The organism is Aurantibacter sp. (assembly GCF_039941195.1).
In the GTDB taxonomy this organism is placed as follows: domain Bacteria; phylum Bacteroidota; class Bacteroidia; order Flavobacteriales; family Flavobacteriaceae; genus Aurantibacter_A.
The window spans coordinates 1-21,770 of sequence record NZ_JBDVFA010000060.1 but is presented as its reverse complement, the minus strand read 5'-3'; the positions used below and the strand labels follow the sequence as shown (position 1 = coordinate 21,770).

24 protein-coding genes are annotated in these 21,770 nt (G+C 34.5%); 8 read left to right on the top strand and 16 right to left on the bottom strand.

Annotation, left to right across the window (positions count from 1 at the left end):
* Positions 1 to 4 precede the first annotated feature (4 nt).
* From ABJF52_RS09615 to ABJF52_RS09595, 5 genes are all read right to left on the bottom strand, one after another.
* On the bottom strand, positions 5 to 796 hold the full coding sequence (locus ABJF52_RS09615; protein WP_348149461.1) for a TPM domain-containing protein: 792 nt from the start codon (positions 794 to 796) through the stop codon (positions 5 to 7).
* On the bottom strand, positions 777 to 1,214 hold the full coding sequence (locus ABJF52_RS09610) for a TPM domain-containing protein (protein ID WP_348149459.1): 438 nt from the start codon (positions 1,212 to 1,214) through the stop codon (positions 777 to 779). The genes ABJF52_RS09615 and ABJF52_RS09610 overlap by 20 nt, the downstream gene beginning before the upstream one ends.
* 6 nt (positions 1,215 to 1,220) lie before the next feature.
* Positions 1,221 to 1,820 (bottom strand): LemA family protein, encoded by a 600-nt coding sequence (locus tag ABJF52_RS09605; RefSeq protein WP_348149457.1) that lies wholly within the window; start codon positions 1,818 to 1,820, stop codon positions 1,221 to 1,223.
* A gap of 105 nt (positions 1,821 to 1,925) precedes the next feature.
* Positions 1,926 to 2,255: a MerR family transcriptional regulator gene (locus ABJF52_RS09600; RefSeq protein ID WP_348149456.1), complete on the bottom strand. Its 330-nt coding sequence runs from the start codon at positions 2,253 to 2,255 to the stop codon at positions 1,926 to 1,928.
* Positions 2,255 to 3,232: a M23 family metallopeptidase gene (locus ABJF52_RS09595; RefSeq protein WP_348149454.1), complete on the bottom strand. Its 978-nt coding sequence runs from the start codon at positions 3,230 to 3,232 to the stop codon at positions 2,255 to 2,257. Before ABJF52_RS09595 ends, ABJF52_RS09600 begins: the two co-directional genes overlap by 1 nt.
* A gap of 106 nt (positions 3,233 to 3,338) precedes the next feature.
* Between ABJF52_RS09595 and alaS the strand changes: the two genes are divergently transcribed.
* Genes alaS through ABJF52_RS09580 form a run of 3 tightly spaced genes read left to right on the top strand, consistent with a single transcriptional unit; the run spans position 3,339 to position 7,602 of the window.
* A complete protein-coding gene (gene alaS / locus ABJF52_RS09590) occupies positions 3,339 to 5,954 on the top strand; it encodes an alanine--tRNA ligase (RefSeq protein WP_348149452.1) in 2,616 nt (871 codons plus the stop codon).
* 40 nt (positions 5,955 to 5,994) lie between these two features.
* Positions 5,995 to 6,939 carry a GSCFA domain-containing protein gene (locus ABJF52_RS09585; RefSeq protein WP_348149450.1) on the top strand — a complete coding sequence of 315 codons (945 nt, stop codon included), beginning with the start codon at positions 5,995 to 5,997 and terminating at the stop codon, positions 6,937 to 6,939.
* Between the two features lie 48 nt (positions 6,940 to 6,987).
* A complete protein-coding gene (locus ABJF52_RS09580) occupies positions 6,988 to 7,602 on the top strand; it encodes a DUF4230 domain-containing protein (RefSeq protein ID WP_348149448.1) in 615 nt (204 codons plus the stop codon).
* Between the two features lie 5 nt (positions 7,603 to 7,607).
* Here ABJF52_RS09580 and ABJF52_RS09575 read toward each other — a convergent pair whose 3' ends face one another.
* From ABJF52_RS09575 to ABJF52_RS09565, 3 genes are all read right to left on the bottom strand, one after another.
* Positions 7,608 to 8,879, bottom strand: a complete 1,272-nt coding sequence (locus ABJF52_RS09575) for an acetylxylan esterase (protein ID WP_348149446.1) — start codon at positions 8,877 to 8,879, stop codon at positions 7,608 to 7,610.
* Positions 8,880 to 9,022: 143 nt separating this feature from the next.
* Positions 9,023 to 9,589, bottom strand: coding sequence for a DUF4136 domain-containing protein (locus ABJF52_RS09570; RefSeq protein WP_348149444.1), 567 nt, complete (start codon positions 9,587 to 9,589; stop codon positions 9,023 to 9,025).
* 94 nt (positions 9,590 to 9,683) lie between these two features.
* On the bottom strand, positions 9,684 to 9,842 hold the full coding sequence (locus ABJF52_RS09565) for a DUF5522 domain-containing protein (protein WP_348149442.1): 159 nt from the start codon (positions 9,840 to 9,842) through the stop codon (positions 9,684 to 9,686).
* Positions 9,843 to 10,045: 203 nt separating this feature from the next.
* Here ABJF52_RS09565 and ABJF52_RS09560 point away from each other — a divergent pair, with 203 nt between their 5' ends.
* The 4 genes from ABJF52_RS09560 to hemL all read left to right on the top strand — a co-directional run bounded on the left by ABJF52_RS09560 (position 10,046) and on the right by hemL (position 13,468).
* Positions 10,046 to 10,375 (top strand): hypothetical protein, encoded by a 330-nt coding sequence (locus ABJF52_RS09560; protein WP_348149440.1) that lies wholly within the window; start codon positions 10,046 to 10,048, stop codon positions 10,373 to 10,375.
* On the top strand, positions 10,375 to 11,289 hold the full coding sequence (locus ABJF52_RS09555; protein ID WP_348149627.1) for a pyridoxal-phosphate dependent enzyme: 915 nt from the start codon (positions 10,375 to 10,377) through the stop codon (positions 11,287 to 11,289). Before ABJF52_RS09560 ends, ABJF52_RS09555 begins: the two co-directional genes overlap by 1 nt.
* Entirely contained in the window at positions 11,286 to 12,122 is an 837-nt protein-coding gene (locus ABJF52_RS09550; RefSeq protein WP_348149438.1) for a glucosaminidase domain-containing protein, read from the top strand. Before ABJF52_RS09555 ends, ABJF52_RS09550 begins: the two co-directional genes overlap by 4 nt.
* A 65-nt stretch (positions 12,123 to 12,187) precedes the next feature.
* A complete protein-coding gene (gene hemL / locus ABJF52_RS09545) occupies positions 12,188 to 13,468 on the top strand; it encodes a glutamate-1-semialdehyde 2,1-aminomutase (RefSeq protein ID WP_348149436.1) in 1,281 nt (426 codons plus the stop codon).
* 80 nt (positions 13,469 to 13,548) lie between these two features.
* Here hemL and ABJF52_RS09540 read toward each other — a convergent pair whose 3' ends face one another.
* The 8 genes from ABJF52_RS09540 to ABJF52_RS09505 form a co-directional block, all read right to left on the bottom strand.
* Positions 13,549 to 13,992, bottom strand: a complete 444-nt coding sequence (locus ABJF52_RS09540) for a hypothetical protein (protein WP_348149434.1) — start codon at positions 13,990 to 13,992, stop codon at positions 13,549 to 13,551.
* Positions 13,993 to 14,187: 195 nt separating this feature from the next.
* Positions 14,188 to 17,430: a PKD domain-containing protein gene (locus ABJF52_RS09535; RefSeq protein ID WP_348149432.1), complete on the bottom strand. Its 3,243-nt coding sequence runs from the start codon at positions 17,428 to 17,430 to the stop codon at positions 14,188 to 14,190.
* 207 nt (positions 17,431 to 17,637) lie between these two features.
* Positions 17,638 to 17,808, bottom strand: coding sequence for a hypothetical protein (locus ABJF52_RS09530; RefSeq protein ID WP_348149430.1), 171 nt, complete (start codon positions 17,806 to 17,808; stop codon positions 17,638 to 17,640).
* Between the two features lie 62 nt (positions 17,809 to 17,870).
* Positions 17,871 to 18,047 carry a hypothetical protein gene (locus tag ABJF52_RS09525; RefSeq protein ID WP_348149429.1) on the bottom strand — a complete coding sequence of 59 codons (177 nt, stop codon included), beginning with the start codon at positions 18,045 to 18,047 and terminating at the stop codon, positions 17,871 to 17,873.
* Between the two features lie 528 nt (positions 18,048 to 18,575).
* The gene (locus ABJF52_RS09520; RefSeq protein ID WP_348149427.1) at positions 18,576 to 18,752 is read right to left on the bottom strand and encodes a hypothetical protein; all 177 of its coding nucleotides are present in this window, start codon (positions 18,750 to 18,752) and stop codon (positions 18,576 to 18,578) included.
* A gap of 66 nt (positions 18,753 to 18,818) precedes the next feature.
* Complete coding sequence (locus ABJF52_RS09515) at positions 18,819 to 18,995, bottom strand: hypothetical protein (protein ID WP_348149425.1); 177 nt, start codon at positions 18,993 to 18,995, stop codon at positions 18,819 to 18,821.
* A gap of 536 nt (positions 18,996 to 19,531) precedes the next feature.
* On the bottom strand, positions 19,532 to 19,708 hold the full coding sequence (locus ABJF52_RS09510) for a hypothetical protein (protein WP_348149424.1): 177 nt from the start codon (positions 19,706 to 19,708) through the stop codon (positions 19,532 to 19,534).
* 66 nt (positions 19,709 to 19,774) lie between these two features.
* On the bottom strand, positions 19,775 to 19,951 hold the full coding sequence (locus ABJF52_RS09505) for a hypothetical protein (RefSeq protein WP_348149422.1): 177 nt from the start codon (positions 19,949 to 19,951) through the stop codon (positions 19,775 to 19,777).
* Positions 19,952 to 20,586: 635 nt separating this feature from the next.
* On the opposite strand from ABJF52_RS09505, the gene glgB reads away from it, so the two are divergent.
* Positions 20,587 to 21,770 (top strand): 1,4-alpha-glucan branching protein GlgB (gene glgB / locus ABJF52_RS09500; RefSeq protein ID WP_348149421.1); only part of this gene is annotated, 1,184 nt, incomplete at its 3' end.

Sequence of the window (21,770 nt, the reverse complement as noted above, 5' to 3'; positions counted from 1 at the left end):
GACTTTACCAACCACCAGAAGCGCCGCCACCGCCGCCCATTCCGCCTCCGAAGCCACCACCAAAACCACCGCCACCGAAGCTTCCGCCGCCACCTCCGAAGCCACCTCCAGAATGGCCACTGCGCCCCATGTTGCTTAAAATGATGATGTCCCAAAGGTCTAATCCACCGGAACGTTTACCTCCATTTCTTCCTCCACCTTTGTTGTTACGGCGTGAAAGAATGATAAGAATTACCAGAAATATTATAAAAGGCAAGAGTGCATCTAGAGGAAAACCTTGCGACTCATCAAAAGTACGTTCTTCTTCAAACTCTCCATTAAGTACCTGGAAAATGGCATCTGCTCCATTGTCAAGTCCCGAATAATAATCATTTTGTTTAAAATGAGGGATAATTACGTTTTCTATTATACGTCTGCTCATGGCATCTGTAAGAGAACCTTCTACACCATATCCCGTATTAATTCCAATTTTTCGGTCGTCCCTAGCTAAAATAATTAGAACGCCGTTGTCTTTTCCTTTTTGACCAATTCCCCATTTTGTTAACCAATTGGCACCCAAATAGTTGATTTCTTCTCCTTCAGTAGATTTAATTATGGCGACAACAATTTGGGTTGAGGTACTGTCTGAATACTGAATTAGTTTCTGTTCAAGCGCAGTGTTTTGCTGCTGTGATAATAGATTTATGTAATCATAAACACTAGTTTGCTCCGTAGGAGTTTCAGGAATTTTAAACTGCGCATGCACAACCACGCTACACAAGAGAAAGAGCAGTAAGCTAACCTTTTGATATTTCATTGCTCAGTTCATTTGTATCATTTGCATTCCAAGGGAAATGAGTGTTTAATTCTTTGCCAGCAGATAGAATACCGTCAATTATACCTTGTTTAAAATTGCCCTTTTTAAATTGATGTTGAATTGCGTCTTTAGTAGACTCCCAAAAATCGGCTGGTACCACTTTGTTGATTCCATGATCGCCATAAATAACGAATTTTTTGTCATTTACAGCAATGTAAATTAATACCCCGTTTGCATCTTTGGTATTATCCATTTTCAAGAGATGAAAGACTTCTTTAGCGCGATCATCATGAGGCAAACGAGTGTGAGCCTCAATATGAACACGAATTTCTCCAGAGGTGTTCTTTTCGGCTTCAAGTATTGCCGACACGATTTCTTGCTCCCCTTCGGCAGTTAAAAAGTCTTCTACTCTAGACATATTTTTCTATTTGAAATCGAAATCTACGTCAGGAGCGTTTTCTGATCCTGCTGCTGCCTCGTATCTCGCCATTTCGTCAAACCCAAAAAGGCCGGCTAAAAGTTTCCCTGGGAATTTAGTAGTGTGTTTGTCATAAACATTTACCGCTTCATTAAAACGGTCACGTGCTACATTTATACGGTTCTCAGTGCCTTCCAATTGCGACTGCAATTCTAGAAAATTCTGATTTGCTTTTAATTCAGGATAACGTTCTACAACGACCATTAATTTGCTTAATGCACCGGTAAGTCCAGATTGTGCGTCCTGAAATGCAGCCATTTTTTCTGGTGTAAGGTTGCCAGCATCTATCGTGGTCTTAGTTGCATTTGCTCTTGCTTGAATAACGCCTTCTAAAGTTTCTTTTTCAAAATCTGCAGCTCCTTGAACGGTTTTAACCAAATTACCAATCAGGTCGTTTCTACGTTGATATGAACTTTCAACATTAGACCAAGCTGTTTTTGCATCGGCTTCATGTTCTACAGCGGTGTTATTAAATCCAACAGCCCATTGGTAAATGCCGATTGCCAAGACCCCTAATACTATTAATGCAATTAGTCCTTTTTTCATGATAGTGTTTATTTTTAGTGTTTGATAATATAGTTAATACATGTTAGTCAGCAGAAAGTGGTAAAATGTTACAATAATTGAACAAAAAAATAAGATTAAAGAAAATTATAATTGTTCCTTAATCTTAATTAATTCAGCTTTAACTTTTTCAAGCTTATCAATTATGTCAAAATTATTTAGCGCTTTTTGACGATTTTCTTTAAGATGTGTTTTCGCTCCATCTAATGTAAATCCGCGCTCTTTTACCAAGTGGTAAATAAGTTTAAGGTTTTTAATGTCTTCTGGTGTGAATTTACGATTGCCCTTGGCATTTTTTTTTGGTTTTAAGGCATCAAATTCTTTTTCCCAGAAACGTATAAGTGAAGTGTTTACACCAAAGGCTTTAGCGACTTCGCCTATACCGTAATATCTTTTTTCAGGTAGTTCTATTTGCATTAGTCAAGGGATTGATTTTCTTGAGTTGCGAATTTCAACATGTTCTCAAATTCTTCCGCTGATAAACTTCCGTAGTAAAAATTGATTGGGTTAATTCTATCCTTGTCTTTCCATACCTCATAATGCAAATGGGGAGCTTCTGACCGCCCCGTGTTGCCAACAAAACCTATTAAATCACCACGCTTTACTTTTTGTCCTTTCTTTACGTTGTATTTGCTTAAATGTGCATACAATGAAAGATACCCATAACCATGATCAATTCTAATATGATTCCCAAATCCTGAAGCGCCATTATCTGCACGAATCACTTTTCCATCACCTGAGGCATAGACAGGAGTACCTCTTGGGGCTGTAAAATCCATTCCTCTATGCATTTTACGAGCTTTAGTAAAAGGATCTGAACGCCAACCAAATCCGGATGCCATTCGAGTTAAATCTTCATTATTTATGGGTTGAATGGCAGGAATAGCCATCAATAATTTTTCTTTTTCTTCTGCTAGCTTGGTGATTTCATCTAAAGATTTGGACTGAATCGCCATTTGTTTTTTAATAATATCAAGTCTTCTTGTAGTTGATATTATCATTTCAGAATTATTAAAACCTTCAAGAGAACGGTATCTGTTTACACCGCCAAAACCAGTGCGCCGTTGTTCTTCAGGTATGGGGTTTGCTTCAAAATATAAGCGGTAAATATTATTATCGCGATCTTCAATATTGGCTAAAACTTCTTCAATTTGCTCCATTTTTTTATCGAGCAATTCAAATTGTAATTCGTAATTTTTAACTTCACGTCTTAAAGAAAGTTCCCGTGGTGTGTTAATTAAATTCGTATTTAGTAGTAAAACAACAGAAAGAATTCCGAAGAGTAACGAGCCTAAAAAGAATAACGCAATATTGCGGTAACGTTTCGATTTTTGTACCTCTATCTTGCGATAGGATAGCGTATCTGGATCGTAATAATACTTTACCTTAGACATAAATGGATTTTATCCTATTTTTGCGCCACTGTTTTTTTACAGAACAAACAAATATAAAAATTGTTTTGTACAAATTGTTAAAATTTGCAAAACGTTAGCAGTTTCTATGACTTCCAAAGATATACGATCAAATTTTTTAAATTTCTTTAAGGGTAAATCGCATAAGATTGTAGCCTCTGCCCCAATGGTTATTAAAGATGACCCTACGCTTATGTTTACGAATGCGGGAATGAATCAGTTTAAAGAATATTTCCTTGGAAACACTGTTTCAAAGAATTCTCGGATAACAGATACTCAAAAATGTTTAAGAGTAAGCGGAAAGCACAATGATTTAGAAGAGGTTGGTAAAGATACTTACCATCACACCATGTTTGAAATGCTCGGGAATTGGAGTTTTGGTGATTATTTTAAGGAAGAAGCCATACAGTGGGCATGGGAATTTTTAACTGAAGTTTGCAAGATTGATAAAGACAGTCTTTATGTGTCTGTTTTTGAAGGGAGTAGTGATGCTGATAATTTAGAAAAAGACCAAGAGGCTTATGCACTTTGGAATGCTATTGTGCCAAAGGATCGGATTATTTTAGGGAATAAAAAGGATAATTTCTGGGAAATGGGTGATCAAGGGCCGTGTGGACCTTGCTCAGAAATTCATGTAGATATACGCTCTGCAGCTGAGAAAAAGAAAGTTTCAGGAGCTTCTTTAGTAAATCAAGATCACCCACTTGTAGTAGAGATATGGAATTTGGTTTTCATGCAATACAATCGTAAAGCAGATGGAAGTTTAGAAAATCTACCTGCAAAACACGTAGATACCGGAATGGGATTCGAACGTTTGTGCATGGTTATGCAAAATGTGAAATCTAATTATGATACTGATGTTTTTAAGCCAATTATTCGTGAAATAGAGGCAATTACACATTCTAAATATGGTAGTTCTGAAGAAATCGATATTGCTATACGCGTAATAGCGGATCATATTAGAGCAGTCGCTTTTTCTATCGCAGATGGGCAATTACCTAGTAATACTGGTGCTGGATATGTAATAAGAAGAATATTACGAAGAGCAATTCGGTATGGTTTTACATTTTTAAATACAAAAGAGCCATTTATTTATCGATTAACAAAAGTATTGGTAGAGGCAATGGGTGAGAATTTCACCGAATTAAAGGAGCAGCAACAACTCATTGAGAATGTTGTAAAAGAAGAAGAAAATTCTTTTTTAAATACGTTAGACCAAGGCTTAGTTTTGTTGAATTCGGTAATTGCACAAGCAAATGGGAAAGAAATAGCAGGTAGAAAAGCTTTTGAATTATATGATACTTATGGTTTTCCTATAGATTTAACAGCACTAATATTAAGTGAAAAGGGATATACTTTAGATGAGAAAGGATTTGAAGTTGCCATGCAGGAACAAAAAAATCGTTCGAGAAAGGCTTCTGAAATATCCAAAGAAGATTGGACGGTTCTTCTAGATGATGCAGAGCAAGAGTTTGTTGGATATGATGTTTTGAATGCTCGGGTAAAATTAGTGAAGTATAGAAAAATCACTTCTAAGAAAGATGGAGTTCTATATCAACTCGTTTTTAATTTAACCCCATTTTATGCTGAAGGTGGTGGTCAGGTAGGTGACAAAGGATATTTGGAAGTGCCTAATGGAGATGTGGTTTATATTGTTGATACCAAAAAAGAGAATAATGAGATTATCCATTTTGTTAAAAACCTTCCAAAGAAATTAGACGAAACTTTTACTGCTGTTGTCGATGAAAAACAACGGCATAGAACTGAAGCTAATCATAGTGCTACACATTTATTGCATCAGGCACTACGTGAAGTTTTAGGTTCGCATGTGGAACAAAAGGGGTCTGCAGTACATTCAAAATATTTACGATTTGATTTCTCTCACTTTTCAAAATTAACGACCGAAGAATTAAGAGCAGTAGAGAATTTTGTAAATGCACGTATTGATGGTCATTTACCTTTTGAGGAAAATAGAAATGTTCCTATAGATGAGGCTATGGCGGCAGGTGCTATGGCATTGTTTGGAGAGAAATACGGTGACGCTGTTAGAACAGTTCGTTTTGGTCAATCCATAGAACTTTGCGGTGGTACACATGTTAAGAATACTGGTGATATTTGGCATTTTAAAATTAGATCGGAAGGTGCGGTAGCTGCAGGAATCAGAAGAATTGAAGCCATTACTTATGATGCAGTAAAAGACTTTTATTTTGAGAATAATAGAACACTTTTTAAGATAAAAGATTTATTGAATAATACTCAAGATATAGTAAAATCAGTAGCTAGTTTGCAAGAAGAAAATGCAAAACTAAAAAAAGAAGTTGAACAGTTGCTAAAAGCGAAAGCTAAGAATCTCAAAGGAGATTTAGCTAATGAGCTTGAAGAAATAAATGGAGTTCGATTTTTAGCGAAGAAAATAGATTTAGATGCTGCGGGTATTAAAGACTTATGTTTTGAAATGGGAAATAATCAGGATGATTTATTCTTATTGTTTGGAACAGAGCAGAATGGAAAAGCATTACTTTCTTGTTACATCTCAAAAGAATTGGTCGATGAAAAAGAACTACATGCAGGTACTATTGTTCGGGAATTAGGTAAGTTTATTCAAGGTGGTGGAGGTGGGCAACCATTCTTTGCAACTGCAGGTGGAAAGAATCCAGCAGGAATTGATGAGGCTTTGGATAGTGCTAAAAATTATTTGTTGTAAAATTCGGACTGGTTAAGTTTAAATTTCAAGAGAAATAATCATGAAATTACAAACTAAAATTCATTTAAATAAAGAACTAAATCAAATTGATTATAATAGTCATTTGTTCTTTTTAGGTTCTTGTTTTTCAGAACTTATTGGTGGTAAATTTGAACATTTTAAATTTCAATCTTCCCAGAATCCATTTGGCATATTTTTTCACCCATTGGCGATTGAAAATTTAATAGAACGGGCGATAAATAAATTGGTTTATTCGGAAAAGGATATCTTTTTTTATAACGAACGTTGGCATTGTTTTGATGCACATTCAGACTTAAGTGACGTAACTAAAGAACAATTGCTTCAGAAATTAAATGCGGGTTTAGAAGCTACAAGTAATCAAATTAAAAAGGCCTCGCACATTGTTATTACACTTGGGACTTCTTGGGTTTATCGAAAAGCAGAAATTGATAAAATAGTTTCAAATTGTCACAAATTACCTCAAAAGACATTTGAAAAAGAAATACTAAGTACAGAAATAGTTTCAAATTGCATTAATAGTTGTATTCGTAAAATTCAAACTATTAACAAAGATGTTCAAGTAATTTTTACGGTTTCGCCTGTTCGTCATTTAAAAGATGGTTTTGTGGAAAATCAAAGAAGTAAGGCTCATTTAATAGCCGCAATACATCAGGTAATTCATCAGGATAATGTCTCATATTTTCCTTCATATGAAATAATGATGGATGAATTACGGGATTATCGTTTTTACAAAACAGATATGATTCATCCTAACGAATTGGCGGTGGACTATATTTGGGAACGGTTTAAAAACACTTGGATTTCTGATACTGAATATCCAATAATGGATAAAGTTGAAGCAGTGCAAAGAGATCTGAAGCATCGACCATTTAACCCTAATTCAGAACAACATAAAAAATTCCAAAAGACGCTCGAAAAGAAAATTACGTATCTTCAAGAAACATATTCTTTTATGCTTTTTTAAATTAGATATTACGACGTTTAATTCAGGAGCTTAAACCTATCGGTTGTTATGAAAAAAATAGTACTTGGTATTGTAATTGCATTACTAGCTGTGTTTGTTTTTAGGTCGTGTTCGGATTCTAAAGAAGAAAAAACGATACTTAAAGAAAATTCGATGTTAATTCAAAAACAGATTGAAAACGTTTCTAAGTTGGTAGTATCTGAAGGTCATTTTGCAGAAGTCTACAATTATAAAGATTCGCAATTACTCTTTGGCGCTTTAATATCAGCAAATAAAAAAGCATTGGTAGTTGTTAATTCTGAGGTAACGGTAGCTTACGATTTATCTAAAATTGACTTTGAAATAGATGAGACCAATAAAACTTTACGTATAAAAAGTATTCCTGAAGCAGAGGTTAAAATTAATCCGGATTTTGAATATTACGATGTTACTGCTGATTATTTTAATCCTTTTGATGAGCGTGATTATAATCGTATAAAAAAGAACGTGAATAATTCTTTGCTAAAAAAAGTAGAGGCTTCATCGTTAAAAAGTAATGCTCAGAATAGGTTGTTAAGCGAACTCCAAAAGTTTTACATCTTAACGAATTCAATGGAGTGGAAGTTGGAATATTTAGGTGAGCCTGTGGATTCTGATTTGCCTGTATTATTGCTGAAGGATTAAAATTTTTACTTAATATATTTCTTAGCCCATTTAATATAATTCTCCCAATCGAAATCTGTGACGTCATGTTTGCCTGTTCTAATATGATAAGCAACTGTATTTTGTATTGGTTGATTAACTTTTGGCATTTTATTGGTATTAATGCCATCAATACCATATAAATTATAGACTGTAGAAGCGTAATGCGCTGAAAGAAATTCACCTTTGGGGTCAGCCCATTCATCTTCTTGTGCACTAGCAACATATAATGGTCTAGGAGCAATAAGGGCTAGTAATTGGTGTTGATCTACGGGTAGAGCCGATTCATTTTCAATATATTGATTGAAACTATCGCTGAACCAATGTGGAAAAGAATTGCTTATAATTGCTATAGTTTCACCAAATTTTCGTTTCGATAGTGCAGCTCCACCACAACCAGAATCGTTAGAAATAACACCAGCAAATCTTTCATCGGTTGCTCCGGCCCAAAGTGATGTTTTCCCCAATCTGGAATGTCCAAATACTATTGTTTTGTTTGCGTTTATGGCTGGGTCTGTTTCAAAATAATCTAGGGTTTTACTAAGGGCAAATGCCCAAGCAGTAATACTACCCCATTCATTAGGTTTTGGATTCTGCTGGTCCTCCGCATAAAATAAAGCATGTAATCCATCAGAAAAATCATCTTTATCAGGGTCAACTTCTCCATAGTAAACGGTTGCTAGGCCAAAACCCCCATCTATAATTTTTTCAACAGGCCAACGATTGGTTCGTGTTCCGCGCGACGATTCTTTGGCTTTATGGTCTGTAATACCAAGCTCTTTGGTGTTTGGAACCCAAGCATCTGTTAATATAATATTCGGGTCTGCATTTATAGTATGATTTCCTCTGAAATTGGTGCTAAGAAAAATCGGAGCATTAGATTTGTCTTTAGGTAGATAAATTAAAACGGTATAACTTAAAGATTGGTTATTTTTTCTAATGGTGATTTTTACTTGTTTGCGGGTTGCTTTATTATTTATGGCGTTATCACCCTCTTCCACAATTTTAAAAGATAAATCATCAATTGTACTGGGCATTTTGCCGTAAACGTTTTCTTCGAAAAATGATAAAAGTTCCGGTCTTCGCTTTTGAGACCAGTCTTCGGCAGTTTTTATAATTTGTCCATCAAAAGAAGTTAAGGGATCAGGGATATCAAAATTTGGCACTTTACTTTCGTCATAATTACGCTCGAATTCCTTTTGAGCAAAACTTGTTTGGAGCGAGAAAATAAGGGAGATTGTCAGAAATGCGAATTTCATACTTTGGTTTAGTTAGTTTGGTGCTTTTAATAGTGAAATATAATACTAACGTCAATAATGTTGAGGTTGGCATTATTGTAAAGTTACAAAAAAAGCCTCCTATCTTTTGATAGAAGGCTTTAGGTTTTTTTGTTTTTAGGGACTTATTTAGTCGCTTCGGGTGTAGGTGGATAAGCTTCTAATATTTCGGTTACAAATTCTTTAATTCGAGCCTCTTTCTTTTCAATTTTAGCAGTATTACCAAGGTTTCCAATTCCTTTACCTTGCCATACTAATTCTTTATTTTTTGCATCTATTAAATCAATATATAGCGAACCTTCAGTTCTGCTTCGAACATTGTTGCCACCCCATCCTGGACCAAAACCACCATAATAAAATGGGCTCCATCCCCAGCCAAAACCACCACCCCAGTAGTTGTTGTAAATATCTACTTGTTCTGTTTCTTTGGTAAAGATGCTTACTAGGATGTCTGGGTCGTCAGATTTTTCGAAGCCTCTGGTATCCATTTCAGCTTCAATAGCTCTTAAAATTCTCTTTTTGTCTAAATCAGAAATATGAGCTTTGTCGATTCCTGTTTTATAAAAAGCATACGATTTATAGGTGTTAAAGTTGGCCTCTTTGTCGTAATCAGATAACACACGCACTGATGTACAAGATGCCAATAGCATTAAAGTGAGTACGGGAAGCGCAAAATTTCTAAGTTTTTTCATAGCAGATATTTTTAGAATTAGATTCAGTTTGTTCTATATGAATTCGCTTCAAAAACTATGCCGAATCATTATGTATTCGTGTTCTTAACTTATTTTATTGTGAATTTGTTTTAGGGTCATAACCATAAGGGCAATGTCTACACCCGCTTTCACAACAGTAACCTCTTTTTAAGTGATACTGCTTCGTGAATACTCGATAGCCTTCCTCAGACCAATAAAAATCACCTTCTTCAATTGGAATTATTTCCTTCACTAAACTTGATTTTATATTGATAGAAGTATAAAATTACTTGATTTTTTACTATAGATGTAGTATTATCGTTTGAAAATTTGTTTTTAATAGCATAAAACTATAGTTAAATCGACTTGTTGTAATAGTTGGCAAGATTTTTGGTTTTATGATATGACGAGTTTCTTAACAATTATCTTTGTTAAAAAGCGTTTAAAAGTCAGCATATGATATTAGTTTTTAAACATTTTTTCCGAAAAAATTATGTAGGCCTATCACTTTGGCCTTTCATTATTTTAAAGAATGACGCTTTAAAAAGTGATGTTTCTTTAATTAATCATGAGAAAATTCACCTTAAACAGCAACTAGAACTGTTAGTAATACCATTTTATATAGTTTACTTAACGGAATGGGTAATTAAGTCAATATACTATCTCGACGGATATAAGGGTTATCAAAATTTAAGTTTTGAACGGGAAGCTTATTTACATGAAGATAATTTAGACTACATAAATCAGCGCTCACCATTTAGCTTTATTAAATATCTTTGGATTTAATATCCGAAGCGTTGCGTAAAATTCAAGAAGTACACCTATCAATTTTAGAAAAGAAGCAGATTTCACTTTTTATAAAGCGAGAAGATTTGCTGCATCCCATTATATCGGGTAATAAATATCGAAAGTTGAAGTATAACTTGGTTGAGGCTAAAGAAAAGGGTTATAAAACTTTACTAACATTTGGAGGCGCATTTTCAAATCATATAGCAGCTACAGCTTGTGCAGGAAAAGAAGATGGTTTTAAAACAATAGGCATAATTCGCGGGGAAGAATTACGAAATAGTTTTCTTAAAAATCCAACATTAAAGTTGGCTCATGAACATGGAATGCAATTCAAGTTTATTGCTAGAAGTGTTTATCGGGGTAAAGGTCATAAGGACTTTAAAAAGGATTTAATAAATGAATTTGGAAGATTTTATTTATTACCTGAGGGCGGTACTAATCATTTAGCAATAAAAGGTTGTGAGGAGATTTTAGGACAAGAGGAACTAAATTTTGATGTTGTTTGTTGCCCAGTAGGAACAGGAGGTACAATCTCAGGACTTATTAATTCCAGTGGTGAAAAACAGACTATTTTAGGTTTTTCAGCTTTAAAGGGTGATTTTTTAAAAGAAGATATTTGTAAGTTTGTACTGAAGAAAAATTGGGATTTAATTACAGATTATCATTTTGGTGGTTATGCTAAGGTGAATGATGTACTGGTACAATTCTTAAATGATTTTAAGTTGAATACTGGTATTTTGTTAGATCCAATTTACACGGGAAAGATGATTTATGGAATCTTAGATAAGATAGAAAAAGACCATTTTAAACCCGGAACCCAAATTTTAGCTATTCATACAGGTGGTCTGCAAGGTATTGCTGGTATGAATTTAATTTTAGAAAAAAAGAACAAACCTTTAATCACTGTATGATTAAGAAGATATTTTTGTTGGGAGTCATTTTGTTAGCTGTATCGAGTTGTAAAGTGAAACAGAAAGTGAGCTATTCCGATGCTAATAAACGCGGTCCTAAAGTGGTTGTAGATAAGAAAAGCAAACATACTAGTGACAAAGACGATGGACTTTATCCGTTACCGGAAGATTCTGGTAGATTTCAAAAATTCGAAATAAATTCAATTTCAGATTATATCAATGAGTTTTCTGAAATTGCTCAATTTGAAATGAAAGCTTTCGGTATTCCTGCAAGTATAACACTTGCGCAAGGTTTGCTTGAAAGTGGATTTGGAAAAGGGGAGTTGGCTGCTAAAACTAATAACCATTTTGGAATAAAATGCCACACCGGTTGGCAAGGCGATTATGATTTTCATGATGATGATGAAAAAGGGGAATGTTTTCGAAAATATAATCACCCAATGTATTCCTACCGTGATCACAGTCATTTTTTAACCTCTCGATCTCGATACGCATTTTTGTTTGAATTTAAACCTTATGATTATAAAAAATGGGCAAAAGGATTAAGTCAAGCTGGTTATGCTACGGATAGAAAATATCCACAAAAATTGATATCGCTAATTGAAAAATATAAGTTGTATCAATACGATTTAAATACTGATGTAAGAAGCGATGTTGTAGTAGCTTCCACCGGACTTAATAGTATGGATAATATTCATACTGTACAGCAGGGCGATACGTTGTATTCTATTTCCAGAAGATACGCGATATCTGTGGCGGAATTGAAGCGTCTCAATAAAATGAATAGCTCGAATCTTGCAATCGGGCAACAGATTATAGTTGAGATTGATTAATTTCAAAATCAACATTTGTCTATAAATAAATTTCACAAGTTTAAGGTAAAACAAGATATTTTATAATGATCTATAAACGGAGCAGTGCTTTATTTTCAGAAGCTAAAAAGTATATTCCTGGAGGCGTAAATTCACCTGTTCGCGCATTCAAAGCGGTAGGTGGAGATCCAATATTTGTAAAAGAAGCGAAGGGTGCTTATCTCTATGATGAGGATGGAAATCGTTTAATTGATTATATAGCTTCATGGGGTCCTTTAATACTAGGGCATGCATATGAACCGGTAATTAATGCGGTAATTGAAAAAGCTAAAAAAGGGACTTCCTTTGGGATGCCTACTGAAATTGAAACCGAACTTGCAAAGTTGGCAGTTTCTATGGTGCCTAATATTGATAAAATTAGATTTGTTAATAGTGGCACAGAGGCGTGTATGAGTGCTGTAAGATTGGCAAGAGGATACACTGGAAAAGATAAGATAATTAAATTCGCTGGATGTTATCATGGCCATTCGGATTCTTTTTTAATTCAGGCGGGTAGTGGCGCAGTTACTTTCGGTAGTCCTAATAGTCCAGGAGTAACGCAGGGTACAGCCAAAGATACTTTATTGGCTAATTATAATGATTTAGCAAGTGTAGAAACACTAGTTAAGGCAAATTCTAATGAAATTGCGGCTATAATAATTGAGCCTGTAGCTGGTAATATGGGTTGTATTATTCCATCAGATGAATTTATAAAAGGATTAAGAGCGCTTTGTACTCAAAATGATATACTATTGATTTTTGATGAGGTAATGACCGGCTTTCGATTAGGGAAAGGTGGAGCTCAAGAAGCTTTAGGAATTGATGCAGATATTATGTGTTTTGGTAAAGTTATTGGTGGAGGACTGCCAGTAGGTGCTTTTGCAGCCAATAACGAAATTATGTCTCATTTAGCGCCAGAAGGTCCTGTATACCAGGCCGGAACTTTGAGTGGAAACCCTTTAGCTATGAGTGCAGGTTTAGCAATGTTAACAGCGTTAAATAATAATCCAAAAGTTTTTGAAAGCCTTGTAAAAAAGACGGCGTACTTGCATGAAGGTTTAGAACGTGCTTTTAGTAAGAAGGGAATTCCGTATCAAATTAATAGATTCGGAAGTATGATATCGGTGCATTTTACAGATGAACCGGTTGTTGATTTTGCATCTTCAGCAAAGGGCAATAATGATACTTTTAAAAAGTATTTTCATGGTATGTTGAAGCAAGGTATTTACTTGCCGCCCAGTGCATTTGAAAGTTATTTTTTAAATGATGCACTTTCGTATGAAGATCTAGATGCTACAATACAAGCTTTAGAGAATTTGAATTTGTAAGGTTAATGCATTGTAGTATAAATAAAAAGCCATCCGCTTAAACGGATGGCCTTTTCAATCAATCAACTCTCACTATCAACCTATTTTCTTTTGGCGTTTTTCTCGCCTTTTTTACCACCTCTTTTTTTCTTGTGGTGTCTCATTTTTTCCCATTTAGTATATTGCTCATCAGAAAGAATGCTTTTCATTTCAGATTTAAGAGCGATTTGTGCATCTAAACGTTCGTTTTGCATGGCATATCGTTCTTCAGAAGTTGGCTTTTTACGTTCACCATCTTCTTTGGCAGCTTTTCGTTCCGCCATTTTAGCTTTTCTAGTTGTAGCCTGTTCAAGGTTAATAGCTTGAATTTGTGTTTGCTGTTTACTAGTAAGATCTAAGGCTAAAGTCATTTTTTTAGTTTGCAAAGTTGCAATTTGTTCAGCTGTTAAATCTTTCATGTCACCTCTATTAGGTCTCTCTTTTCTCTCTTGTGCTATTGTGGTTACGCCCACCAATAACATCATTACTATTATTGCTTTTTTCATTTGTTTAAAATTTTATTAATTACACACCTTTGACTGAGAAAGAGAAGTTTGGTTTAATGGAAATATTGATTTTGGCAAATTTTTAACCAAATAATTAGTGATAAAAAAACCATGTAAACCTTTAAGGTAAAAGGGTTTACATGGTTTGTTGGTTGATATTGAATTTTTTTAAAATTAATTCAATATAGCGTTGGTTTAATTTTTAATCATCAAACTTAGTGCTTCATATTCGCCATTATTTAAGTCCATGCTTATATAGTATAAGCCATCTCTAAGCGTTATAATAGAGAATTCATAAGTATTGTTCCCAGTTGAAGCTGTTTGTGCATTAAAAGTTTTTATAATACGTCCTGCTGAATCATGTAGGTATAGTGAAGTTAAAATTGTTCCATTTGGTTTGTTTAGAAGAATAATACGTGCTGTGCCTTCTTTAGCAGGGTTTGTTTCTAAAACAATGGAAGATTCTTCATTGATAGTTTCCGGAGCTGTAACAGTAATGTTGGTTGAAGTTGTGTTTGAAAGGCCATTCGAATCGGTAACGGTTAAATTTACTTCAAATGTTCCTGTGGTTGTATAGGTGTAGCTTGGGTCAGCAAGCAGACTGGTTTCACCATTCCCAAAATCCCACGAATAAGTAGTTATTGTCCCATCATCTGTAGAATTACTTCCTGTAAAATTTACCGTCAATGGATTTGGACCCGATATTATATCTGTATCTAACACAGCTATCGGTTCTTGGTTTATTTCATTTGCTGCTGAAACAAATACAGATGTTTCGTCGAATGCCGTATCTTCCTCATCATCTGTGATTGTTAATCTAAATACATACGTTCCAACAATTAATTCATTTACAGTTAAATCAGCAGTGTTTATGTTGGTTAAAAACGCAGAACTTGGTCCACTTGTTTGTGTCCATAAAAAAGTAATAGCACCACCATCAGGGTCATTTCCAGATCCATTTAGTGTAATGGTGTTATTGGGTAAGGTTATATTTAGGTCGCTCCCAGCATTTGCTATTGGAAATTCTGAACTAGATTCCGGCGATACAACAACAGTGACCTCGTCTGATGTCGAATCACTTTCATCATCTGTTCCTGTTAAACGGAAAATATAACTGCCTTCGATTAAGCTGCTGACACTTACATCTGCGCTATTCGAGTTGGTCAGTAAAGTGGTGTTTGGTCCACTAATTTGCTCCCATAGAAATGATACTGTGCCTCCATCCGGATCGCTTCCAGAACCATTTAAAATAATTGAATTAGTTGGCAGGGTAATATCCTGATCAGTTCCTGCATTTATTATCGGTATGTCCGTATTTTCTTGAGCTGTAACAACTACCGTAACGTCGTCTGATGTCGAATCACTTTCATCATCTGTTCCGGTCAGTTGAAATACATAGGATCCTTCAATTAGGCTACTAGCTGTTACAGCTGCTGTATTCGCATTGTCAAGTAAAGCCGTGTTTGGTCCACTAATTTGTGTCCATGCGAACGTTACCGTGCCACCATCTGGGTCACTGCCAGTACCACTTAAGGTAATACTATTATTCGGTAGCATTATATTTTGGTCACCTCCTGCATTTACTACTGGAATATCGGTGTTTTCTTGAGGTGACACAACTACAGAAACATTGTCGGATGCTGAATCACTTTCATCATCGGTTGCAGTCAGTTGAAAAACATAACTTCCTTCGATTAAGTTATTAGCCGTTAAATCTGTAGTATTGGCATTGTCAAGTAAAGCCGTATTTGGTCCACTAATTTGTGACCATAAGAAAGATACTGTGCCTCCATCAGGATCACTTCCAGAACCGCTTAAAGTAATAGTGTTGGTAGGTAATTTAATATTTTGGTTGCTTCCTGCATTTACTAGTGGAATATCGGTATTTTGCTCAGGATTCACTGATACAGATATTTCATCTGTATCAGTGTCGTTTTCATCATCAGTGACGGTTAATCGAAAGATATATGTTCCTTCAACTAAATTGTTCGCAGTTAAGTTTGCTGTTGATGCGTTCGTTAAATTTGCTGAAGAAGGACCACTTGTTTGGGACCAAGAAAAGGTGATATTTCCGCCATCAGGATCGTTTCCAGTTCCATTAATAGTAATCGTGTTTGTTGGTAAAGTTATTGATTTATTACTCCCGGCATTAGATACGGGGTCCTCATTGTTAGATGTAGTTGACGTGTTTTCGAATATTCTTGGAACGATATTGTCCCATCCTATTGAGATAACATCAAAATCACCGTCACCGTCGATATCTACAACTCGAGTGCTGTCGTGATGGTCGAAGCCGGTGCCTCCCGCATCTAATTCGTGTCTGATGAAAGTGCCGGAATCACATAAATCGTTTTCAAAAGCAATTAATCTATTATCACCCTGCCATTCACCAACAATAATATCATCATCACCATCTTTGTCAATATCTTCAGCATGTACACTTAAACTCCCGTTGATATCGGTTGCTAAAATATGTCTTTCCCATGTTTGGGTGGGGTTTGATGGAGCTTCCCACCAAGAGAATTCAAACCTATTAGCATTGCTGGTACCAATACTTAATTGTCCCACAACGGCATCCAAATCACCATCACCGTCAAAATCTGATAATTGTGCACGATCAGGTGTAGTCACATAAGACAATCCTGTGTCAAAGGTGGTGAATGAACCATTGCCTTCATTTCGTAACCAATTACTCGATTGAAATAAATCTATATCTCCATCGTCATCAATGTCACCAGCCTGCATATCTTCACCAAGAGAATCTGGATTTGAATCTACAAGTGACCATGTGTTATTAACAGGATCAGCAGGTACGGTTAAAATTTGTACAGGTGAATTTGTGCTTTCGGCTCCGTTCCAGTTAATTGCCATTTGAAATGGTCCGCCAGATTGAAAATTAGCACCGGCTATACCTGCTAAAAATGGCTCCCAATAATCGGTATTACCAGAAGGAATATTTGTTCTAATTGTAAAATTACCAGCGCCATCATTTTGTGCCCAAACTAAATCTGCTCCTCTATACGCACCAGTAGTACCTAAAAGATCAGGGTCGCCATCACCATCAAAATCATGGATATAGGCCATGTTTTTAAAGGTGCCTCCAATCGTTTTACGAATCCAATTTCCAGATGCTGTACCAGGGTTTTTATACCACCAACCACCAGTTACAATGTCTTTTTTGCCATCACTATCAATATCCGTATCAGCGAATAGATATACTGATCTATAGGGTAATTCTGTGCTTTCCAATTCATGAATGGTCCATTGGTTCGGAAAGGGCTCGGAGCCGCATTGTGCTTGTGTTGTTGAAATTGATAGTAAAATCAATAATAAAAACAAAATACCACTTATTTTAAGCGGGTTGTCTTTGTAGTTAATATAACTTATGATGGGGTTTATTATATAATTCTTAAACCTAGCGGTGAAAGTGGTATTCATCATTATCAGATTTGAAGATTACCGCAATAGTACTATATAATATTTAAAAGTGCTGCTATATTAAGTTAATACTACCACAATTAAGGTTTATCTGTTAAAGAATATTTTAAACGCTTAATATATGGGTTAAAGTGTTGGTAGTTAGTTTAATAAAAAAATGGACTCAGGTTTGTCTGAGTCCATTAATCAAGTAGGTTTTGTTCTGGTCTATTTTAAATCTTCGTTAGTAAGATAGTTTGGTGTTGGCATTTGATTAAGTTCTGCAATTGCAATTTCAGCCGTTTCGTTTGAATTGTTTTCAGTAATACTGAAATTATAAATAGTAAAAACAGCTATAAAACAACTTAGGTATAATGAACTTTTGATTTTATTTGACATGATTTGGGGTTTTTAGTTTGGGTAAAATCTGATTGTTTTTGGTAGGTAGAATTACGAAATAATTATTTAGATTCTTCAAAATCTAAATTGTCTATAGTCGCTATTTGTTCAAGTTCAGCTTTTACAATTTCAGATGAATCACTATAAATTTTTTCCGTTTCAGTAATGCTGAAATTATAAATAGTAAAAACAGCTATAAAACAACTTAAGAATAATGAACTTTTGATTTTGTTTGACATGATTTGGGTTTTTAATTCTGATTCAAAGTTAGATTGAAGTAAGCCTTACTTTGGGTATTTGTTGTGAAAAGTGCTCTTTTTTGATGTGAAAGGGTATTATTTTGTGGTGGAAAAAAAGGGTGCTCATCTATTGCTATATGGGCCTTTAGATGAACTGTTTGCTTTTTACGATAAGCTGTTTACTAGTATTTTATGTTTAACTATGCACTAAGGAATTTTTTATTAGATTTATATGAAATGAGACTTGATTTTAAAGTTGTTTAATGAATGTTGTTCGTGATTATCAATGGAATGGCTGAACATATATGAAGTTCAAATACTAGAGTCCATTATTAATAGATATTTATAGTGCTTATAGGCTAGATGATTTTAATATGCGTAAGTGCAAGAAATCGCGCAACTGGTTTCTTGAAAATTATTGATTGTAATATGTAAAGAATAAAGGTGTGTTTATGATGATCGGTGGAAAAAAAGAAGGGCTCAGAAATTTATCTGAGCCCTTCTTTAAGTAGGTATTGTTATTTGGGATTATTTTTTTACTTCGTATTGTAGGTTGTCTATCAATGTCACTTGTTCATGTTCGGCTTCAGCAATTTCAGATGAATCACTAAATTGATTTTCAGTTTCGTTTATGCTGAAATTATATATTGTAAATACAGCGATAAAACAACTTAAGAATAACGAACTTTTGATTTTGTTTGACATGATTTGAGTTTTTATTGATTTAGGTTAGTTAGCAAGTAATTTTGTGTAAGTAGGTTAAGTAGGTTGTTACTTGTTTTTCGCGATTTCCAGTTCGAAAGCTGGAGCCTCTTGTTCAAGTTCTGCATGAGCAAATTCAGAGGATTTGTTTAAATTATTATCTCCTTCAGTAATGCTAAAATTATATATTGTGAAAGCAGCGATAAAACAACTTAAGAATAATGAACTTTTAATTTTATTTGACATGATTTGGGTTTCTTAATTCTGATTCAAAGTTAGATTGAAGTAAGCCTTACTTTGTGTATTTGTTGTGAAAAGTGCCCTTTTTTGATGTGAAATGGTGCTATTTTGTGGTCGGTAAAAAGTGTGTCCAACTGTTGCTATATAGGCCTTTAGATGAAGTGTTTGCTTTTTGCGATAAGCTGTTTGCTGGTGTTTTATGTTTTATTCAATATAAAGAACTCTAAGATTTTTTTTTGTTTCAATTAAACCTTGATTCTTTACTAAGTAGAAGAGCATCATATATAGGATTTAAAAGCTTGTTTTACAATAAATGAAAGATGATGTACAAAAATCAATTCCTCAATAGAAACTTACAATGCTAAACGTGTGGGTGAATTTGAAGCTTTAGATAGTTGTTTAGAGTGTAATAGTATTCTTAAGTACTAAAAATTAGGTGTTCATTGTTAGGGTTGATTTTAAGCTAATAATTAAGTGTATAAAAACAGAAGGGCTCAGATAAATATCTGAGCCCTTCTTTAAGTAGGTATTGTTATTTGGGTTTATTTTTTTACTTCGTGTTGTAAATTGTCTATCAATGTCACTTGTTCCAGATCGGCTTTAGCAATTTCAGATGAATCACTAAATTGATTTTCAGTTTCGTTTATGCTAAAATTATATATTGTAAAAACAGCGATAAAACAACTTAAGAATAACGAACTTTTGATTTTGTTTGACATGATTTGAGTTTTTATTGATTTAGGTTAGTTCGTAGGGTTTAAAGTATGGGTAGGTAAAGTAGGTTATTACTTGTTTTCCGCTATTTCTAGTTCGAAAGCTGGAACCTCTTGTTCAAGTTCTGCATGAGCAAATTCAGTGGCATTGTTTAAATTATTATCTACTTCGGTAATGCTAAAATTATATATTGTAAAAGCAGCGATAAAACAACTTAAGAATAATGAACTTTTAATTTTATTTGACATGATTTGGGTTTTTTAATTCTGATTCAAAGTTAGTTTGAAGTAAGCCTTACTTTGGGTATTTGTTGTGAATTGCACCTTTTTTTGATGTGAAATGACCCTTTTCTGTGGTGGAAAATGTGGTTATTGTCTATTGCCAAGATAGCCCTACAGACGAACGGTATGCTTTGTTCGTTGACTGAAAGATATCCTGTTTTTTCTTGTTTTTAATTGTGGTAAAAGTGAGTTGATTAATCTATTTATTAATTTTCAAGCAATTGTTTTCTTATCTTAAGCATCCATTAGTATATCAACTCAAAAAATCAATATTTCAATTAAACATTAATGTTAGTCTTACTTCGTGTTTTATTTTTTAATAAGAAGATAGGAATAGTCCAGTGCATATTACGATACCGTTGTAGTGCCAGATAAATGTATTTGTGTGTTAAAAAATGCATTTGTTATAATGATAAAACGAATTAGAAATACGATATTTAATGCCCAACCATGGTATTTGTTTTTGTGTTATAAATTATAGTAATGAAAATAACTCAACCAATCACTTAAATAGTAATGCTGGATATAAATAGTTGAGTTAATAGAGAATTGAGCATGTTATTGTAATAAACTATAAACAGTAATTACCTAGAAAACCGAATATGAGCAACGTTATTGTACACAGTCTTTTAACTGATTTTGATGTAGATTTAATAAAAGCTGGGAAGCATTATAGGATGTATGAAAAATTTGGTTCACATCTGATATCGGTTGATGGTAAAGAGGGAGCATATTTTGCAGTTTGGGCTCCTTCTGCAAATCAAGTTTCAGTTATAGGAGATTTTAATTATTGGACCGATGGAGAGCATAAATTAAATGTTAGGTGGGATGGTTCTGGAATTTGGGAAGGTTTTATTCCTGGAATAAAGAAGGGTGAGACATATAAATATAGGATTCATAGCAATAATTATGGCATTCAAACAGAGAAAGCCGATCCTTTTGCCTTAAGCTGTGAGCATCCACCGAAAACGGCATCGGTGGTTTGGGATTTTGATTACACATGGCAAGACAAAGCTTGGATGGGTTATCGTAAAGATAAAAATGCTCTAGATAAGCCATATTCAGTATATGAAGTTCATTTAGCTTCCTGGAAACGTAAATTAGAGGAAAATCGTTCCTTAACATATACAGAGCTATCGGATGAGTTGGTTGCATATTTAAAAGAAATGCAATTTACTCATGTCGAGTTTATGCCTATTATGGAGTATCCTTATGATCCTTCATGGGGCTATCAGCTTACTGGATATTTCGCGCCGACATCTCGTTTTGGAGAGCCCGAGGGTTTAATGTTATTGGTTGATAAGCTTCATCAAAATGATATAGGTGTTATTTTGGATTGGGTGCCTTCTCATTTTCCTGAAGATGCTCATGGACTTGGTTTTTTTGATGGATCTCATTTGTATGAGCATCCAGATAGAAAAAGAGGATATCATCCAGACTGGAAAAGTTTGATTTTCAATTATGGCCGAAATGAGGTGAAATCATTTTTAATAAGTAATGCACTTTTTTGGCTCGACAAATTTCATGCAGATGGACTTCGTGTTGATGCTGTTGCGTCAATGCTATATTTAGATTATTCTAGAGAAGAAGGTGAATGGGATGCTAATGAGTTTGGTGGTAATGAGAATTTAGAAGCAATAGAGTTTATAAAAGAACTTAATAGAGCGGTTTATGAGAATTATCCGGATACACAAACAATTGCCGAAGAATCAACCAATTTTACTGGAGTATCGAAACCAATTGATTTAGGCGGATTAGGTTTTGGAATGAAATGGATGATGGGGTG

What these genes read in the sequence shown, in the direction of transcription:
- ABJF52_RS09615 (WP_348149461.1), bottom strand. Translation starts at nt 796, where the DNA reads ATGAAATATCAAAAGGTTAGCTTACTGCTCTTTCTCTTGTGTAGCGTG.
- ABJF52_RS09610 (WP_348149459.1), bottom strand. Translation starts at nt 1,214, where the DNA reads ATGTCTAGAGTAGAAGACTTTTTAACTGCCGAAGGGGAGCAAGAAATC.
- ABJF52_RS09605 (WP_348149457.1), bottom strand. Translation starts at nt 1,820, where the DNA reads ATGAAAAAAGGACTAATTGCATTAATAGTATTAGGGGTCTTGGCAATC.
- ABJF52_RS09600 (WP_348149456.1), bottom strand. Translation starts at nt 2,255, where the DNA reads ATGCAAATAGAACTACCTGAAAAAAGATATTACGGTATAGGCGAAGTC.
- ABJF52_RS09595 (WP_348149454.1), bottom strand. Translation starts at nt 3,232, where the DNA reads ATGTCTAAGGTAAAGTATTATTACGATCCAGATACGCTATCCTATCGC.
- alaS (WP_348149452.1), top strand. Translation starts at nt 3,339, where the DNA reads ATGACTTCCAAAGATATACGATCAAATTTTTTAAATTTCTTTAAGGGT.
- ABJF52_RS09585 (WP_348149450.1), top strand. Translation starts at nt 5,995, where the DNA reads ATGAAATTACAAACTAAAATTCATTTAAATAAAGAACTAAATCAAATT.
- ABJF52_RS09580 (WP_348149448.1), top strand. Translation starts at nt 6,988, where the DNA reads ATGAAAAAAATAGTACTTGGTATTGTAATTGCATTACTAGCTGTGTTT.
- ABJF52_RS09575 (WP_348149446.1), bottom strand. Translation starts at nt 8,879, where the DNA reads ATGAAATTCGCATTTCTGACAATCTCCCTTATTTTCTCGCTCCAAACA.
- ABJF52_RS09570 (WP_348149444.1), bottom strand. Translation starts at nt 9,589, where the DNA reads ATGAAAAAACTTAGAAATTTTGCGCTTCCCGTACTCACTTTAATGCTA.
- ABJF52_RS09560 (WP_348149440.1), top strand. Translation starts at nt 10,046, where the DNA reads ATGATATTAGTTTTTAAACATTTTTTCCGAAAAAATTATGTAGGCCTA.
- ABJF52_RS09550 (WP_348149438.1), top strand. Translation starts at nt 11,286, where the DNA reads ATGATTAAGAAGATATTTTTGTTGGGAGTCATTTTGTTAGCTGTATCG.
- hemL (WP_348149436.1), top strand. Translation starts at nt 12,188, where the DNA reads ATGATCTATAAACGGAGCAGTGCTTTATTTTCAGAAGCTAAAAAGTAT.
- ABJF52_RS09540 (WP_348149434.1), bottom strand. Translation starts at nt 13,992, where the DNA reads ATGAAAAAAGCAATAATAGTAATGATGTTATTGGTGGGCGTAACCACA.
- ABJF52_RS09535 (WP_348149432.1), bottom strand. Translation starts at nt 17,430, where the DNA reads ATGAATACCACTTTCACCGCTAGGTTTAAGAATTATATAATAAACCCC.
- ABJF52_RS09530 (WP_348149430.1), bottom strand. Translation starts at nt 17,808, where the DNA reads ATGTCAAATAAAATCAAAAGTTCATTATACCTAAGTTGTTTTATAGCT.
- ABJF52_RS09525 (WP_348149429.1), bottom strand. Translation starts at nt 18,047, where the DNA reads ATGTCAAACAAAATCAAAAGTTCATTATTCTTAAGTTGTTTTATAGCT.
- ABJF52_RS09520 (WP_348149427.1), bottom strand. Translation starts at nt 18,752, where the DNA reads ATGTCAAACAAAATCAAAAGTTCGTTATTCTTAAGTTGTTTTATCGCT.
- ABJF52_RS09515 (WP_348149425.1), bottom strand. Translation starts at nt 18,995, where the DNA reads ATGTCAAATAAAATTAAAAGTTCATTATTCTTAAGTTGTTTTATCGCT.
- ABJF52_RS09510 (WP_348149424.1), bottom strand. Translation starts at nt 19,708, where the DNA reads ATGTCAAACAAAATCAAAAGTTCGTTATTCTTAAGTTGTTTTATCGCT.
- ABJF52_RS09505 (WP_348149422.1), bottom strand. Translation starts at nt 19,951, where the DNA reads ATGTCAAATAAAATTAAAAGTTCATTATTCTTAAGTTGTTTTATCGCT.